The sequence below is a fragment of the Micromonospora sp. NPDC049645 genome, from assembly GCF_040675155.1.
Classification (GTDB): domain Bacteria; phylum Actinomycetota; class Actinomycetes; order Mycobacteriales; family Micromonosporaceae; genus Micromonospora.
In genome coordinates, this window is the sequence record NZ_JBFAOI010000001.1 from 761,511 (window position 1) to 777,834 (window position 16,324).

Consider the following 16,324-nt stretch of genomic DNA (forward strand, 5'->3'; position numbering starts at 1 on the left):
CCGCAGACCTCTGGAGACGGACCGGACGGCCCGCCACCCGCACCATCCGTCCGGCCCGTTCAGGCCGGGACGAGATCCCGGCATCGGCGCAGGGCCGCCCGGGCGAGGGGGGTGTCACGGCCGGCGATCCCGGTTTCCAGTTCGGCGACGGCCGCCGCGGCCCGCGCCGGTTCACCCTGCGCGGCTGCGACCTCGGCCAGCACCAGCACCGCGTCGGCGGCCCACGCCAGGATGCCCTTTCCGCGTACCACTGACAGCGCCTCCGCCGCGTGCCGGACCGCCTCGTCCGGTCGCCCGGCCACCGTCAGTCGGGCCAGCGCCGAAAGTGCCTGCACCAACGGCCAGATCGCACCCACCCGGCGGGCATCGGCGACCACCTCGCGCAGCGCCCGCTCGGCCGACTCCACCTCGTCGTGACCACTGTTGCTGTCACCAAGCCCGGCGCATCCCTCGGTGCGGCTGACGGGGCTGCCGTGTTCCCCGGTGCTGCCAGCGCGTTCGACGGCGGCGGTGAGCGCCAGCACGGTCGCCAGTTCGGCCCGCGCGTCCAACAGGGTGACCGGCATCCGCTCGGCGCTGGCGACCAGCCGGCGGAGCCGCTCGGCGAGCCCGTCCAACCGGCCGGCGGCCCGGTCCAGGGACAGTTCGGTCGCCTCCACCAGGTCCGTCAGCCGCTCGTACCCGGTCTCCTCGACCAGCGCCCGGCCGGCCGCCAGCAGCGCTTCCGCCTGCGCCGGGTGCCCGGCGTGCAACGCGCCCTGCGCCCAGTTCAGGCAGGCTCGGGCATGCTCGCGGGGCCGTTCGGCCAACTCGGCGGACCCGCGCAGCTCGGTGATGATCGCCCAGGCCGCCGGGTCGCCCAGCTCCAGCAGCAGCGAGGCGCGGGCGATGCGGACCGCGAGGTGCGCGGCCGGATCCCCGCTGGCGGTCGCGGCGCTCTCCGCCTCCGCGCAGCGGGCCAGGTGGTCGTCGACGTGCCGGCCGACGACGGTGTCGGGGGCCGCCAGCACCGCGAGCGCCGGGGCCTTGCGGCGGGGCGCGCGCAGGTACGGCACGGCACGTTCGATCTCGGTGTACCCGCGCAGCGCCTCGCCCTGCTGGCGCAGCATCCGCCCGAGCACCAGACCCAGCTCACCCCGGGCGCCCGGTGGCAGCCGTCGGTCGGCGAGCAGCCGTTCCAGCACCGGGATCGCCTCGGCCTGGCTGAGCCCGTCGATCGCCGACCGGCCCAGCTTGGCGGCGAGCCGAACCCGTACCGGTCGGGGAAGCTCGGCGATGTCCATCGTCTGGAGCAGGAAACTGGCCGCGGTCGCGTCGTCGCCGCGCTCGGTGGCCAGGTCGGCGGCGGCCTCGGCGTTGCGGACGAAGTCGGCTCCGCTGCCGGCCCGACGGTAGTGGTGCGCCAGCTGGGCGACCGGCTTCGGCAGTTCCTGTTCCAGCACCCGTGCCACCCGTAGGTGCAACCACTCCCGGCTCTCCCGGGGCACCAAGTCGTACACCACCTGGCGGGCCAGGTCGTGGCGGAACCGCAGACCGTCCCCGGCGTCGTGCAGCAGGCCCGCCCGATGCGCGGCGGTCAACGCCGCGCCGATCGCCACCCGGTCCAGGCTGAGCACCGAGGCGAGGATGCGCTGATCCGGTGCCATCCCCAGGACGGCCGCCGCGCCGAGCACCTCCCGGGTGTCCTCGTCGAGTGGGCGCAGCCGCCAGAGCAGCACGTCCCGGAGGACGAACGGGACGCTGTCGTCCGCCATCGGGTCGCCGCCCCGCTCGGCCAGCGTCCGCAGCACCTCCTCCACCACGAACGGGATGCCGGCGGTGCGGTCGAGCAGGGTGTCGGTCAGGTGCTGCGGAGGGTCGTCGAGCCGCAGGGTGCGGGCGGCCAGCCGGCGTACGTCGTCGGCGTCCAGTGGACCCAGGGGGACGCGGGTGACGCTCCACGGGGGAGTACGCGCCAGGACGTCGTGGATCGGGGTACTGCCCCCCGGCGTCGGAGTTCGGGCGGTCAGCACCACGGCCAGGCCCTTGACCGGGTGGGTGCTGAGGTATCCGAGGAGTTCGCAGGTCGCCGGATCCGCCCAGTGCAGGTCCTCAAGCAGCAACGTGGCGGGGCTCAGCGCGGACAGCACCGCGGCGACGGCGCGCAGCAGACGATGTCGCTCGGCCGCCGGGTCGGTCAACGGGGGTGGCGCGTCCGGCAGCGCGTGGGCCAGTTCGGGCAGCAGCGGCGCGAGGGCGCCGGCCACCGGACTGAGCGGACCGAGTCGGTCGGCGCTACCCCGGATCGCGTCGAGCAGCACGCCGAGCGGGAAGGGCTCCGGTACGTCGTCGCACTCGCCGACCAGGTGCCGCCCGGGAAGGTCGGCGAGCAACTCGGCGACCAGTCGGCTCTTGCCGATCCCGGGTTCGCCCTCCAGCAGGATCAGGCACGGCGGGGCTGCGACGAGTCGGCGTAGCCGCGCCAGCTCCGCTGCTCGTCCGACGAACTCGACGGGCCCGCGCAGACGTTCGGGGCGGACGGGAGATGGGCTCCCGCCGCCCCGGTTCGTGTCCGCGCCGCCGTCGATCACCGTGGGGCGAGCAGATCACCTCGGCTCGTCGCGACGGCCGGCCGGCGGACCGACGGTGACCTGGGTCACACGCCGGCCCGCCGGTCCGTTCGTTCAGGACTGGACGGTGACCGGCACGGTCTTCAGCGAGCCGTCCCCGTTTCGGAACTCCAACACCCCGAGGTATCGCTGACCCGGGGCGAGGCCGAACCAGCGCAGGGTCAGGTTCGCCGTCGTGCCCGGCTGCACGCTGCGTTGCTTCGGGTCGATGGTGAACCGGCCGGTGGACGTGCCCGGCGCGCCCGGCAGGTAGCTGGTGACGGAGTACGCGTTCGCGCCGTCCTTGATGTTCTCGGTGAACTCCTGTTCGACGACCACGATGTAGTCCCCGGCGCCGTCCGGCAGGGTCACCTTGGCGCCGTCCCGGCCGCTGACCGTGGCAGTGACGAACTTTCCGTTCTCGTCATAGACGTTGAGGCTGAACTCGGTGCACTCCATGATCCCCTCCTCGTCGTCCCAGTCGATGTGGGAGCAGGTGGGCCGCGCCGACGTCACCTGGACGAGTGGGCTGCGGGTGCCGGCGGGCACGTGCAGGGTGGTCCTGCTGATCGACGCGGGCAGCGGCACCGGCAGGTTGTTCGACGTACTCCAGTCCCAGCTCGGCCCGTCGCCCGTCAGGGTGACGACGTTGCTGGTGCCCGACGTCAGGCCGGAGAGCTGGGAGACCAGCTGACCCTGGTAGCCGACCTCGGCGGCGATCCGGACGCTGCCGAAGGTGCCCTTGCCGGTGATGGCGTCGGGGGCGACCAAGCCGGAGTTGTGCACGACCAGCGGGCTGCGTACCTCGTGCTTGAACTGGTCGCGCCAGGTCAGCGAGCCGTCGGCCCAGGTGTCGAACGCGCCGCCGGTGTTGGTGACCTCCACGGTGAAGCGGGCGCTCTTGCCCGGACGGATCTGCATCTTCGCCGGGGTGACCTTGACCTTGTAGCCCGGCGGGGCCTGCACCGACGAGGAGTAGGTGCTGGTCTTGTCGCTGACGTTGGTGACCGTACGGGTGACGGTCTGCTTGCCCACCATCCGGCCCAGCGAGATCGACGGGTAGTTGAGCTGCGCCGTGTCGATCGCCCCGATCGTGTCGCACCCGTCCAGGTCGCCGAGCCCGTAGTCGCTGCCACGGTCGGCGGACACCCCGCACAGGTACTGGATCCAGTCCTGCTGGTTGGAGTCGTAGACCAGGCCCGGGTCGAAGGCGCTGCCCGGCTCGACCTGGCCGGCACCGTAGTTCAGCGGAGTCGCGTCGTACGTGCCGATCTTGATGGGGTTGCCCTTGTCGGTCTTGTCCACCGCGCTGGTCATCAGCGCCGAGCGGACCGCGGCCGGCGACCATCCGGGGTGCTTGGCCAGCAGTAGGGCGGCGATTCCGGCGATGTGCGGCGCGGCCATCGAGGTGCCCGACTCCAGGGCGAAGTCGTTGCCGCCGATGGACGGGGAGAACGCCGCGACGATGTCCTGGCCGGGCGCGCTGATGTCCGGCTTGAGCAGCTCACCCGCGTTCAGGTTCGACGGGCCCGCCGAGGAGAACGCGGCGACCGAGGGAGCCTCGACCGTCTCCAGCTTGCTCGGCGAGATGGTCGCGGTGGCGTTGCCCTTGGCGACGTACGCGGTGACCGTGGCCAGGTCGACCTCGTTGATGTGTACGGTCGGCACGGTCTGCACGTCGGCGTTGAGGGAGTTCAACTCCTCGTTGTACAGCACCATGCCGATCCCGCCGGCCCGTGCCACCTCGATGCTCTTGTCGGTACGCGGGATCTCGCCGCGCAGGCAGAGCACGATCGCGCCTCTGACCTTGGCCGGATCCAACGTGTCGTCGGCGCAGAGACCGGCACCGTACGCGCCGTCCGGGTCGATCGCGCTGTCCTTCGCGAAGACCAGTGGGGCTGGCCCGACACCGGTCTCACCCATGCCCACACCGGCGATGGTGGTGCCGTTGCCGAGGGTGAGCTTCCGGGTGTTCTGCCGGTCGGTGGTGCTCGCGGCCACCGTGGTCAGCCACGGCGTCGAGTTGTCGACGGTGTTGGCGAACGGGCCCGAGTTGCCGGCGGCGGCGGCGACGAACACCCCGGCGGCGGCCGCGTTGAAGAACGTCGCGTCGACCGCCCCGAACCGCTCGGTGTCGTCACCGATCGAGTAGTTGATGACGTCGACGCCGTCCGCGACCGCGTCGTCGATGGCGTGCACGATGTCGATGTCGGTACCGGTCGCGCCGCCCGCACCGTTGTCGTACAGCGCCTTGTAGATCGCCAACCGCGCGGCCGGCGCCATCCCGGAGATCATGCCCAGGTCCTGGGTGCCCGACGTCGCCCGCACGCCGTGGATGCCGGCCGCGGTGCTGGCCGTGTGGGTGCCGTGGCCGTTGCGGTCACGCGGGGAGGAGTAGTCGTCCGGGAACGCGTCGGCGATGCCGCTGTCGTTGTACCAGCGCGCCCCGATCACCTTGTTGTTGCAGGTCACCGGCGCTTCGACGCCAACGTCGCAGGTGCCCTTCCACTTCGCGTCGATGATGGCCTGGTCGGGACGGGGACTGGGCAGCGGCGCGAAGCTCGCGCTCTCCGGCCAGTAGCCACTGTCGATGACCCCGATGATCACGCCCTCGCCCGCGTGGGAGTCACCACCGAACTCCTTCTTCCACACCCCGCCCTTGCCGGTCAGGCCCAGGTAGTCCGGGGTGTGCGAGGTGGCGGCGTGCACCTTCTGGCTCTCGTAGACCGCGCGCACGCCGCTGGTGGCGCGCAGTCGGGCGGCCTGCGGCCCGGTCAGGTCGGCGGCGAAGCCGTTGAACGCGGTCTCCATGGTCACGCGGGTCCGGTCGGCCGGCACGCCCACCCGGTCCAGCACCGACCTGCGCTTCTGGCGCAGGTGATCCCGGTACGCGTTGGCGTTCCCCGACGTGCGGTTCAGCTTCGCCCCGTCGGCCGGCTTGGTCGCGGCGATCCCGGGAACACCGCCGGTGTACGTGGCCAGTGGCTCCTCGTCGAGCTGGACCAGGTAGCGGGCGGTCGGTCCGGTGCCGGCCGGCGCGGCGGTGGCGCTGCCGGGCAGGCTGGTCAGCCCGGCCGCGGTCAGCGCCACGGCGGCCAGCATGCTGACCCCGCGCCTGGCCCGTCCGGTCCGATCTACGTTCGGTTGTGGCACGTCGTTGCCTCCACGTTCGGTGCCGGCCGCCACGACTGATGACGGTGGCCGAAACCTAGGATCGGTATCGATCATCGAGAAGCACCCGTAACCTGGCTGTCATCTTGGAAACAAGCTCGTAACACAACGGGTACTTTGCGCGTCATTTCGAGGTGCCGGCCCGCCGTATCCGTGCAGTTTTGTCGGTTGTCCGTGCCATCGGGCGAGTCGACCTTTGTGGTCTCCGACGCCCAAGCCCCCGGATGCCTGTCCTAACGTTTGGAGCGGGTGACGCACCTGCGTTCGGCACCGGAGATGCTGCCGATGCCGATGCCGATGCGCCGTCCGGCAGTGGCCCGAAGCGTCAGTCGAGCCTGACGAGGCCGGGGCCGGCGATGATGTCGATCTCGCCGTCCGCTATGTCGTGGCCGGCGGCGCAGCGGAGTACCGCGCGGACCGGTTCGCCGCAGTCGTGGTGGGTGGCGACGACGGATGGGCCGGTGTCGGTGGCGGCCCAGGTGTCGCCCCAGTTGCGTAGGGCGGTGATCACGGGCAGGAGTTCGTGACCCTTCTGGGTGAGCTGGTACTCGTGGCGGGTGCGTTGCCCCGGTTCCCGGTAGGGGATCCGTTCGAGCAGGCCGGCGGCGACCATCTCCTTGAGTCGGGCGGCCATGGCGGGCTCGCCGACGCCGACGCGGCGGACGAAGTCGTCGAAGCGGCGCGTGCCGAGCAGGGCCTCGCGCATGACCAGGACCGTCGACCTGCTGCCCACGATGTCCATCGCGCGGGCCACCGAGCAGTTCTCGCTCGACCAGGAGTCGCGGTCGTCTCGTAGGTCCTCCATGCCGTCCAGCCTACCTGGCTTGCGTTGTGGCTAGCCAGGTGATTCACTGGGGCGTTGCTGACTTCTGTAAATGCAAGTCAGACCATCGGCTTTGAGGACGCCCTGTGACCACCAGCACCACGACACCAACCCCATCCGGAGCGAATCCACCCGGACCGTCGGTCACCGTCGGCTCGACTCTTCGCGGCTCCGGCCCGGTGACCCTGATCGCCATGTGCCTGGGCGCGATGATCACGTTCCTGCAGATCACCGCGACGGTCTCCGCACTGACCACCATCCAGCGGGACCTGCGGGTCGACCCGACCACCCTGGTCTGGATTCCCAGCGCGTACACCCTGATGGTGGCGAGCGTCGTGCTGTCCGCCGCCACCCTGGGCAACCGCTACGGACGCAAGCGCACGTTCGCCGCCGGAGTCATCGCGATGATTCTCGGCGCCGCCGTCGTGGCCAGCGCCCCGACCGTCGGGTGGGTGATCGTCGGGCAGTTGGTCGCCGGTCTCGGTGGTGCCCTGATCCTGCCGAACAGCCTGGCCATTCTCGGCGCGACCTTCACCGACCCGCACCGACGCACCGAGGTCATCACCGCGTGGTCGGCGGCGTCCGGCATCGGGCTCGCCATCGGTCCGCTCATCGCGGGGACCCTGCTGCGGCATTACCAGTGGCACAGCGTCTACCTGTCGACGATCGTGCTGGGCGTGGTGACCCTCGTCGTCACCGTCGTCGGGGTGGCCGAGTCCCGGCCCAGCGCCGCGCGACTCGACGTGCCGGGTCTGTTGCTCGGCACCGTCGCCATCGCCGCCGCCGTCTACGCGATGATCCAGGGCGGCAAGGACGGCTACACCAGCCCGGTGGTGTCGGCCGCCTGGATCGTCGCGGCTCTCGCACTTGTCGGTTTCGTTCTGGTCGAGCTGCGGGCCAGCGCGCCGATGCTCGATGTACGGCTGTTCCGGTCGGCGTCGTTCAGCGCCGTCATGGTCGTCGCCGCGGTGTCGCTGTTCGGCTTCACCGGCGTGGCGATCCTGCTGGTCTTCTTCCACGAACGCGCCCAGGCACTCAGCCCACTGGACACGGGTTGGCGGATGCTGGTGCTCTTCGGCGCCTACGTGGTGGTCGCCTTCGGCGCCGGGCGGGCGATCCGGCGTACCGGATTCAAGGCCCCGCTCACCCTCGGCCTGGTCCTCGGCGCGGTGGCGAGTTTCGCTCTGGCGGCCCAGGGGCCGACCGCGTCGTTCGGTCACCGGTGGCCGCTGTTCGCGTTGTTCGGCGCGGCCAGTGCCCTGGTGGTGGCCCCGGCGACGGCGGCGGCGCTGGCCAGCGTCGCCCCCGCCCAGGCTGGCATGGCCTCCGGGGCGGTCAACGCCGCCCGCCAGGTCGGCTCGGTGCTCGGCTCGTCCCTGCTCGGCACGCTCCTCACCACCACGATGGTGGCCGACCTGCCGGGCCGGCTTGCCGCGCACCAGATCGGCGAACCCACCAGTACCGCCGTGCAGACGGCGGTGGCCTCCGGTGCCACCGGCGACCAACCACTGCCCGACCCGGTCCGGGCGGCGATCGCCGAGGCGCTGACCTCCGGTGTCCAGGCCGGATTGCGGATCACCGGCATCGTCTTCCTGGTCACCGCAGTGCTGGCGCTCACCCTCATCCGCAACCGGCCGCACGAACACTAGGAGGCGATGGCGTCCAACTCCTCGACCGCGTCGGCCGGCAGCTTCAGGTCGGTCGCCGCGACGTTCTCCCGCAGGTGCCCCACGCTCGAGGTGCCGGGGATCAGCACCGTGGTCGGGGACCGCTGGAGCAGCCAGGCGAGGGCGACCTGCTGCGGGGTGGCGCCCAGCCGGACGGCCACGTCGTTGAGCGTGTCGGACTGCAACGGCGTGAAACCGCCGAGCGGGAAGAACGAGGCGAACGCGATGTTCTCCGCCGCGCACCTGTCGACCAGGGCGTCGTCCTGCCGGTTGGCGACGTTGTAGAGGTTCTGCACCGTGACCACCGGCGCGATGGCCTGGGCCTCGGTGAGCTGGTTGAGCGTGACGTTGCTGAGCCCGAGGTGCCGGATCAGGCCCTCCTGTCGCAGCTCCGCCAGGGCGGCGAACTGCGCACCGAGCGGCGCCTCGTTGGCGGTCTCCGTCCCTCCGACCCGCAGGTTGACCACGTCGAGGGTGTCCAGGCCGAGATGCTGAAGGTTCTCCCGGACCTGGGCCTTGAGGTCATCCGGGGCCGACGCCGGGATCCAGGACCCGTCCGCGCCGCGGCGCGCGCCGACCTTGGTGACCAGGTGCAGATCCTCGGGGTACGGGTGGAGCGCCTCGCGGATCAGCTCGTTGACCACGACGGGCCCGTAGAAGTCGCTGGTGTCTATGTGCCGGACGCCCAGGTCGACGGCCTCGCGCAGGACGGCGAGCGCCTGCTCGCGGTCGCGGGGTGGGCCGAAGACTCCGGGGCCGGCCAACTGCATCGCCCCGTAGCCCATCCGGCTCAGGGTGAGGCCGTCGGCCACGGTCAGGGCACCGCCGGGAAGGTTCTCGCTCATGTCGTCCTCTGTCTTGTCGTCGTGCCGATCGCGCTTGTTCGTCGTGCCGAATGCGGCCGGTCGGAACCGGCCCTTCGACGACTGTCCGTCGGCATTCGGCCGGACGGCAGGGCGAGCTGTTCCTGGTAGTGACACAGCCAGTCACCGGGCGGTCCGGCGATCTACCGTCGGTGGCATGGACGCGACGAACCCGCTCGGCGACTTCCTGCGCGCTCGCCGGGAGCAGACCCGGCCCGAGGACGTCGGGCTCGGCCCGGGTGTGGGCCTGCGCCGGGTGCCGGGGCTGCGACGCGAGGAGGTGGCGATGCTGGCCGGCATCAGCGCCGACTACTACCTCCGACTGGAGCAGGGTCGCGAGCGGCACCCGTCGGTGCAGGTCCTCGACGCTCTCGCCGGGGTGCTCCGGCTGGATCCGGAGGCGACCGCGTACATGATCGGGTTGAGCCGTGCGCGGTCGCGCCGGGCGGCCCGACCGGCCGCCGAACGGGTGCCGGCCAGCATCCTGCACCTGCTGCGGCAGCTCGCCATGCCGGCCTTCGTGCAGAACCGCTATCTCGACATCCTGGCGTCGAACCCGATGGCGAGGGCGCTGTCGCCGAACCTCGCCCCGGGCGCCAACCGGCTCCGCGCGGTGTTCCTGGATCCGGCCGAGCGGGAGCTGTTCCGCGACTGGCGGCAGGCGATGCAGAACGTGGTCGGGCAGATGCGTGCCGACTCGGGCGGGGCCACCGACGACCCACGGTTGACGGCGTTGGTGGGGGAGTTGTCCCTCAAGAGCGACTGCTTTCGGCAGCTGTGGGCACGCCACGAGGTGCGCCGGCGGGAGGGTGTGGTCAGCCGGCTGCGTCATCCCGAGGTGGGCGACCTCGACCTGTACTGCGACAAGCTCGCGGTGGCGGGCGCGGACGGGCAGCTTCTGGTGATCTACCACGCCGAGCCCGGTACGGAGTCCGCCCGCTCGTTGGCGCTGCTCGGCTCGATCGCCGCCAGCACTCCGGACGACGTCCCGGACAGCCTCCGGCCCGGCGATCCGGCGCGCCTCTATCCGCTGGAGTGAGTCGTCGCCGGCAGCGTGATGCGGACTTGACGACCGCATGTTTGTGAGTGCACACTTACAAACATGCGATCCACCGCCGAGGCCCGTCGGGTCACCGTCCTGAACGCCGCAGTGTCGGTGTTCGCGCGCGCCGGCTTCCACGCCACCCCGGTCACCGCCGTGGCCGCCGCCGCCGGCATCTCCGAGGCGTACGTCTTCCGGCTCTTCTCCGGAAAGCTCGGCTTGTTCGTGGCGGCGGCCGGAGCCTGCTTCGACCGGATCGCCGCCGCGATCGAGGCGGGGGCGGAGCGTGCCCCGGGTGGCAGCCCGGAGGAGGTCCTGGACGCCATGGGCGGCGCCTACGCGGAGCTGATCGCCGACCGCGATCTTCTGCTCTTCCAGGTGCAGGCGCAGGCCGTCACGGACATCCCGGAGATCGCCGAGGCGGTGCGGGCCGGCTACCGGCAGGTCGCGACCTTCGTGCAGGCTCGGGCCGGTGCCAGCGACGCGCAGGTGCAGCAGTTCTTCGCGTACGGCCAGCTGTGCCACCTGATCGTGACCGCCGGCCTGGAGCAGGTCCCGGAGCCGTGGGCCCGCGCCCTGACCGCCGGCATTCGCCACCCCTGACCGACCCCGATGCGGGCCGCTTTCGGCGGCCCATTCTTTTCGGCGCAGAAGTGTGTGAGTGCACACTTACAAACAAAGGAGAAGCCCCATGACCGCCGACACGATGATCACCGAAGTGGTGCTGCCCGGTGTGGTGGAGCCCGACGGCCTCCGGCTGCACCGACGCGCGATGCCCGTCCCCGCCCGGGGGCAGGCGCTCGTCCGGGTCGAGGCGACCGGCATCTCGTTCGCCGAGCAGCAGATGCGCCACGCGCTCTACCCCGGCCAGCCGAAGTTCCCGTTCGTGCCCGGCTACGACCTCGTCGGCACCGTCCGGGCGGTCGGCCCCGGTGGCGACGACGCGCTGGTCGGTACGCGGGTGGCGGCGGTCACCAAGACCGGCGCCTGGGCCACGCACGCCCTCGTCGACATCGACACCCTGGCCCCCGTACCCGATGATCTGGACCCGGCCGCGGCCGAGACCGTCGTCGTCAACGGGGTGACCGCCTGGCAGATGCTGCGGGGCGCCGACCTGAAGGCCGGGCAGACCATCCTCGTGCACGGCGCGAACGGCGGCGTCGGGACCGTGCTCGTCCAACTCGGCCGACACCTCGGCCTGCGGGTCATCGGCACCGCCGCCGCACGACACCACGCCGGGCTGCGCGAACTCGGCGTCGAACCGCTCGACTACCGCGACCCGGAGATGGCCGCGCGAGTCCGCGAACTGTCGCCGGATGGAGTCGACGCCGTCTTCGACCCGGTCGCCGGGGCGGGCGTACGCACCTCGTACGCCCTGCTCGCCCCCGGCGGCAAACTGGTCGTCTACGGCAACGCCGCCGCCGTGGGCACCGGGCAGTCGATCGTGTGGGTCTTCGTGAAGCTGCTTGCCCGCCTCTACACCTGGAACGCACTACCGAACGGCCACCGGGCCGGTTTCTACAACTTCTGGGCCGGTCAGCTCACCCGCCGCGCCGCGTTCCGCCGTCGCCTGCGTACCGACCTCGGCATGGTGCTGGACCTGCTGCGGCAGGGTGTGATCGTGCCGCAGATCGCCGCCCGTTACCCCCTCGACGAGGTCTGCGCCGCGCTGGTGTTCGCCGAGAACCGCAGCCGGGCCGGCAAGGTGGTGCTGGAGCCCTGACCGACGCCCGGTCCAGGGGCGCTGGTGTGGCGGACCACCGCGAGGGCGTACGGTGAACATGTCGCCCGGGACTCCGGTGGCCGCCAGACGCCGTCGCCACCAGCCCGCCAGGGGCGTTACCGCTCATCTTCTCCATCGCCGCGACGTACCGGTCGCGTCGGCTGATCGCTACCCGCGTCCCGACCGACCGGTCACCGCGTCGTCGGCGTCCGGCGGTCGGTTGCCCGACGCGCGCACGCGGGCGGACCTGCGTGCGAATTGTTCCGAACGCCTCAAAGAGGGAGTGCCAGATGAGAATCGCCAGGGATCGGATCGTCACCGCGCTACGCGACCGGGGTCAGCTCGCCCGGGCCGCCTGGGTCGAGCGTGAGCTGCCCGAGCGGGTGGACCCGGCCAAGCACAGCGGGCTGCTCGCCACCCTGCACCTCAACCCCGCCGATCTCGCCGACGCGCCAACGCCGTAGCGGGTTTTGCCCTGCTCGGCCGGACGCCGGCGAGCGTGGTGACACCGATGCGCCCGCTCGTGGCGGCGTCTCGGTGGACGCCGGGCGCGTGGCGGGGCAAGGTAGCGTCACCGCTCGCGTCGTGTTCCTGCGATCGGAGCGGACAGGGGGTGGAGCGTGGTCGACGTCGGCGAGATGGTGCGTTGGTTGCAGCTCAACGCGCCCCGGGGCGGCCCGGACGAGGTGTCGCAGCTGGTCTCCCGCGCGGCTCCCGCGATGAACGCCAGCGAGATCGTGATCTATCTGGCCGACTACACGCAGTCCCTTCTCGTGCCGCTGCTCGGCACGGGTCTCAGCCGGGATCAGCTGCCGATCGAGACGACCCTCGCCGGTCGGGCCTTCAGCACCCTCGACATTCAGCGTGCGCCCGACAGCCCGGACCGGGTGTGGGTGCCACTGCTGCTCGGGTGTGAGCGGATGGGCGTGCTGGAGATCGTCTCTTCGGCCGCCGCCGACGAGGAGCTGGACGGCCCGGCCTGGGAGGTGGCGGTCAACGTCGCCCAGATCCTGGTGAACCGCCGGCTCTACGGTGACGTGGTCGAGCGGATGCGACGGCGGATGCCGATGCAGGTCGCCGCCGAGATCGTGTGGGGTCTGCTGCCACCGCTGACGTTCGCGACCGACGACCTGGTGGTCACCGCCATCCTCGAACCGTGTTACGACGTCGGCGGCGACATCTTCGACTACGCGCTGAACGACGACGTGCTCAGCGTCGGGCTCTTCGACACCTGTGGGCACGGCATCAAGGCGAGCACACTGGCCTCGCTGGTGGTCAGCGCGTACCGCAACGCCCGCCGGTGTGGCCTCGACCTGGTCGACACGGCGATCAGCATCGACCGGTGGGTGCGGTCCGAGCACCCGAACTTCTTCGCGACCGGGTTGCTTATCGAGTTGGACCGTCGGACCGGCCACCTCAGCATGATCAACGCGGGGCATCCCGGTGCGATGTTGCTGCGTGACGGCAAGGCCGTTCGGGAGCTTCCGGGGCCGACCATGTTGCCTCTCGGCCTGGGTCACCTGTCCTCGCGCCGACCGCGGGTGCACGTGGAGAATCTGCACCCGGGCGATCGCATTCTCGCCTACACCGACGGCATCACCGACGCCCGTAGCGCGGAGGGGGAGCAGTTCGGGCTGGACCGGCTCGTCGACTTCGTCAACCGCGCCCTCAACGACGGGTTGCCCAGCCCGGAGACCATGCGTCGCCTGGTCCGCGCGGTCGTCGGTTACCAGGACGACCAGCTCGAGGACGACGCGACGGCCCTCTTCGTGGAGTGGCGACCGCCGCACCTGCCGCTCGCGCACCTCCGCGACCTCGCCGCGCCCCGACCCTGACCCCGCGCGCAGCCGGTTCCCGGCCCGTGCACCCGCAGTGGGATTTTGCACTCGCAGTGCACTTGTCTCCGATCGCGGGGCTGTCTAGCGTCACCTCATGGCTGACTCATGGACCTTCGCCGTAGCGCGTGACGACCTCGGGAAGACCACGCTCGTCGATGGCTCCACCCCCGCCGTGGCCGACGGTGCGGCGCTGCTGCGGGTGGACCGGGTCGGCCTGACCGCCAACAACGTGACCTACGCGGTGCTCGGCGACGCGATGCGCTACTGGCAGTTCTTTCCGCCAGCGGCCCAGGGGCTCGGGCCGCAGTGGGGTCTCCCGCCGCTCTGGGGCTTCGCCGAGGTGGTCGCCTCGGCGGTGGCGGGGGTCGAGGTGGGGCAACGGATCTACGGTTACCTCCCACCCGCCGGTCACCTCGTGGTGCGACCGGACCGGGTGGACGCGTCCGGGTTCCGCGACGCGAGCCCGCACCGGGCCGAGTTGCCGTCGCCGTACAACGCGTACCGGTCGACCGCCGGCGACCCGGCGTACCAGCGCGACCAGGAGGACCTGCTGATCCTGTTCCGCCCGCTGTTCTTCACCTCGTTCATGCTGGCCGACCAGATCGTCGACAACGACTTCTACGGCGCCGAGGCGCTGCTGGTGTCGTCGGCGTCGAGCAAGACCGCGTACGCTGCCGCGTTCGAGCTGCACCGTCGCGGGCCACGCCTGATCGGGCTCACCTCACCCGGCAACCTTGCCTTCACCCGGTCGCTCGGCTGCTACGACGAGGTCGTGTCGTACGACGACATCGACACCCTCGACGTGGTCCCGACCGGGTACCTCGACCTGTCCGGCGCGCCCTCGACCCGGGCCGCGCTGCGTCGACGCCTCGGCGAGCGGCTCGTCCGGGACATCGCGGTCGGGCTGACCAACCAGACGCCGAACGCCGAGGCCGCCGGGGAGGTCTTCTTCGCGCCGGTGCAGATGCGCAAGCGCAGTCAGGACTGGGGCCGCGACGGGCTCGACCAGCGCTTCACCGAGGCGTGGCAACGTTTCGCCGCCGTGGTGAGCGGGTGGCTCGACGTCCAGGTGGGTGTCGGGCCGGCGGCACTGCGACACGCGTGGCTCGACGTTCTCGCCGGTCGTACGCCGCCACGGGTGGGCCACGTCGTGCAACTCTGAACGGGTTCAGGCGGCGATGTCCTCGCTGAGCTGGTGGCGCAGCGCGGTGAGCGATCGGGTGATCAGCCGGGACACGTGCATCTGTGAGACACCGATCCGGTCGGCGATCTGGGCCTGGGTCAGATTGCCGTGAAAGCGCAGACTCAGGATCTGGCGTTCCCGCGCCGGCAGCGTGGCGAGGGCTGGGCCGAGGGCGACCCGGATGTCGACGAGGGCGAAGGCGTTGTCGTCGCCGCCGAGGGTGTCCCCGAGTTCCCGGCTGCCGTCGGCCCCGCACGGGGTGGACAGTGAGGTGGCCCGGTAGGCGCGCGCGCCCTCCAGCCCCTCCAGCACGGTCTCCTCGGACAGGTCGAGGTAGGACGCGATGTCGGCGACGGTCGGCGAGCGATTGAGGCTCTGGGTCAGGGCGCTGTTCGCCGCGCTGATCGAGAGGCGCAGCTCCTGGAGGCGGCGGGGCACGCGCACCGCCCAGGTGCGGTCCCGGAAGTACCGCTTGATCTCGCCGATGATGGTCGGGATCGCGTACCCGCTGAAGTCGACGCCCCGGCTGTGGTCGAAGTTGTCCACGGCCTTGATGAGCCCGACGAAGGCGGTCTGGGCCAGGTCGTCGTCGGGTGCGCCGCGTCCGCCGTAGCGGCGCGCCAGGTGTCGGGCGAGCGGCAGCCACGCCTCGATGGCGCGGTCCCGCCGTGCCGGGCGACGCGGGTCGTCCGCGGCGGTCGACGCCAGGACGGCGAGGAGTTCGTCCGGACTCTGGTCGCTGCCTGGCTGATCGGTGCGGGCGCTGGTCGCGTTCTCGACGATGATGGCCATGGGTGGCACCTCCCGCACATGCCCGTCGATCGATTCGACCGGAAGAGTTCTCCGAACCGGCTGTCGCCGGGGCGCACGTACGGGCGAAAGTGCGCTGTCGCAAGGCCACGATCACGGGCCTCGCCACCGCGTCATGTCGTTCACTTGATGACCCGGACACTACCCGAAAGGGCGGCTGTTTACTAGCCGAAAGTATGAATCTGGGCAGGTGTGTGGCGTCGGGAAGGGGATGGAGAGCGCTCGGATCAGCCGTGCTGCACCGGCGAGTCCGCTGCGCCCGGAACCGGCTGGGCAGGCTTCACCGCGAACGGATGGCGCAGCCGCCGCATGGCCTCCTCGCTGCTGTCGAAGGTGACCGCCGGTCCGTCGAGCCCGTCGCCGTTCGACGTGGCGAGGAAGAGCGCGGGTCGACCGTTGTCGTTCGATGTCATGCGGGAATCCTGTCTCTGCGGAAGGGGTGCGTCGAGGGCCTCGGCGATGTCCGCCGTGCGACCTGGTGACGCTCGGCGCACACGCTGGCGCCCGAACGGAGGTGTCCTGTGCACGGGCGAGCGCCCGGCGACACCGACACCCCGCACCATACCCGGAGCTGTCGCCCGGTATGCGCCCCAGACGGACCCGCCTCGCTTGTGGC

The 16,324-nt window shown here is 71.3% G+C and carries 13 protein-coding genes; 7 read left to right on the top strand and 6 right to left on the bottom strand.

Annotated elements, in window-relative coordinates; all coding sequences use genetic code 11:
• Positions 1 to 59: 59 nt before the first annotated feature.
• From AB0J33_RS03620 to AB0J33_RS03630, 3 genes are all read right to left on the bottom strand, one after another.
• A complete protein-coding gene (locus AB0J33_RS03620) occupies positions 60 to 2,570 on the bottom strand; it encodes an AAA family ATPase (protein ID WP_363609430.1) in 2,511 nt (836 codons plus the stop codon).
• A 93-nt stretch (positions 2,571 to 2,663) separates the two neighbouring features.
• Entirely contained in the window at positions 2,664 to 5,678 is a 3,015-nt protein-coding gene (locus AB0J33_RS03625) for a S8 family serine peptidase (RefSeq protein WP_363609432.1), read from the bottom strand.
• Between the two features lie 406 nt (positions 5,679 to 6,084).
• Positions 6,085 to 6,564 (bottom strand): helix-turn-helix domain-containing protein, encoded by a 480-nt coding sequence (locus AB0J33_RS03630; RefSeq protein WP_363609434.1) that lies wholly within the window; start codon positions 6,562 to 6,564, stop codon positions 6,085 to 6,087.
• A gap of 104 nt (positions 6,565 to 6,668) precedes the next feature.
• On the opposite strand from AB0J33_RS03630, the gene AB0J33_RS03635 reads away from it, so the two are divergent.
• Entirely contained in the window at positions 6,669 to 8,231 is a 1,563-nt protein-coding gene (locus tag AB0J33_RS03635; RefSeq protein WP_363609436.1) for an MFS transporter, read from the top strand.
• Here the strand turns inward: AB0J33_RS03635 and AB0J33_RS03640 are convergent.
• The gene (locus AB0J33_RS03640; protein WP_363609438.1) at positions 8,228 to 9,094 is read right to left on the bottom strand and encodes an oxidoreductase; all 867 of its coding nucleotides are present in this window, start codon (positions 9,092 to 9,094) and stop codon (positions 8,228 to 8,230) included. The two genes, AB0J33_RS03635 and AB0J33_RS03640, sit on opposite strands and share 4 nt — an antisense overlap.
• A gap of 175 nt (positions 9,095 to 9,269) precedes the next feature.
• Here AB0J33_RS03640 and AB0J33_RS03645 point away from each other — a divergent pair, with 175 nt between their 5' ends.
• The 6 genes from AB0J33_RS03645 to AB0J33_RS03670 all read left to right on the top strand — a co-directional run bounded on the left by AB0J33_RS03645 (position 9,270) and on the right by AB0J33_RS03670 (position 14,877).
• Positions 9,270 to 10,151, top strand: coding sequence for a helix-turn-helix transcriptional regulator (locus AB0J33_RS03645; protein WP_363609440.1), 882 nt, complete (start codon positions 9,270 to 9,272; stop codon positions 10,149 to 10,151).
• A 63-nt stretch (positions 10,152 to 10,214) separates the two neighbouring features.
• Positions 10,215 to 10,757: a TetR family transcriptional regulator gene (locus tag AB0J33_RS03650; protein ID WP_363609442.1), complete on the top strand. Its 543-nt coding sequence runs from the start codon at positions 10,215 to 10,217 to the stop codon at positions 10,755 to 10,757.
• A gap of 88 nt (positions 10,758 to 10,845) precedes the next feature.
• Positions 10,846 to 11,877: a medium chain dehydrogenase/reductase family protein gene (locus AB0J33_RS03655; RefSeq protein ID WP_363609444.1), complete on the top strand. Its 1,032-nt coding sequence runs from the start codon at positions 10,846 to 10,848 to the stop codon at positions 11,875 to 11,877.
• Positions 11,878 to 12,167: 290 nt separating this feature from the next.
• Complete coding sequence (locus tag AB0J33_RS03660; protein WP_363609446.1) at positions 12,168 to 12,341, top strand: hypothetical protein; 174 nt, start codon at positions 12,168 to 12,170, stop codon at positions 12,339 to 12,341.
• Between the two features lie 156 nt (positions 12,342 to 12,497).
• On the top strand, positions 12,498 to 13,712 hold the full coding sequence (locus AB0J33_RS03665; protein ID WP_363609448.1) for a PP2C family protein-serine/threonine phosphatase: 1,215 nt from the start codon (positions 12,498 to 12,500) through the stop codon (positions 13,710 to 13,712).
• Positions 13,713 to 13,809: 97 nt separating this feature from the next.
• Positions 13,810 to 14,877 carry a DUF2855 family protein gene (locus tag AB0J33_RS03670; RefSeq protein ID WP_363609450.1) on the top strand — a complete coding sequence of 356 codons (1,068 nt, stop codon included), beginning with the start codon at positions 13,810 to 13,812 and terminating at the stop codon, positions 14,875 to 14,877.
• Positions 14,878 to 14,883: 6 nt separating this feature from the next.
• Here AB0J33_RS03670 and AB0J33_RS03675 read toward each other — a convergent pair whose 3' ends face one another.
• Both AB0J33_RS03675 and AB0J33_RS03680 read right to left on the bottom strand, forming a co-directional pair.
• Positions 14,884 to 15,690, bottom strand: a complete 807-nt coding sequence (locus AB0J33_RS03675) for a SigB/SigF/SigG family RNA polymerase sigma factor (protein WP_363609452.1) — start codon at positions 15,688 to 15,690, stop codon at positions 14,884 to 14,886.
• Positions 15,691 to 15,935: 245 nt separating this feature from the next.
• The gene (locus tag AB0J33_RS03680) at positions 15,936 to 16,121 is read right to left on the bottom strand and encodes a hypothetical protein (protein ID WP_363609454.1); all 186 of its coding nucleotides are present in this window, start codon (positions 16,119 to 16,121) and stop codon (positions 15,936 to 15,938) included.
• Positions 16,122 to 16,324 lie beyond the last annotated feature (203 nt).

Bases quoted from the DNA above. Each gene is read 5' to 3' on its own strand.
- AB0J33_RS03630 (WP_363609434.1), bottom strand. From the start codon at position 6,564: ATGGAGGACCTACGAGACGACCGCGACTCCTGGTCGAGCGAGAACTGC.
- AB0J33_RS03640 (WP_363609438.1), bottom strand. From the start codon at position 9,094: ATGAGCGAGAACCTTCCCGGCGGTGCCCTGACCGTGGCCGACGGCCTC.
- AB0J33_RS03645 (WP_363609440.1), top strand. From the start codon at position 9,270: ATGGACGCGACGAACCCGCTCGGCGACTTCCTGCGCGCTCGCCGGGAG.
- AB0J33_RS03650 (WP_363609442.1), top strand. From the start codon at position 10,215: ATGCGATCCACCGCCGAGGCCCGTCGGGTCACCGTCCTGAACGCCGCA.
- AB0J33_RS03655 (WP_363609444.1), top strand. From the start codon at position 10,846: ATGACCGCCGACACGATGATCACCGAAGTGGTGCTGCCCGGTGTGGTG.
- AB0J33_RS03660 (WP_363609446.1), top strand. From the start codon at position 12,168: ATGAGAATCGCCAGGGATCGGATCGTCACCGCGCTACGCGACCGGGGT.
- AB0J33_RS03670 (WP_363609450.1), top strand. From the start codon at position 13,810: ATGGCTGACTCATGGACCTTCGCCGTAGCGCGTGACGACCTCGGGAAG.
- AB0J33_RS03675 (WP_363609452.1), bottom strand. From the start codon at position 15,690: ATGGCCATCATCGTCGAGAACGCGACCAGCGCCCGCACCGATCAGCCA.
- AB0J33_RS03680 (WP_363609454.1), bottom strand. From the start codon at position 16,121: ATGACATCGAACGACAACGGTCGACCCGCGCTCTTCCTCGCCACGTCG.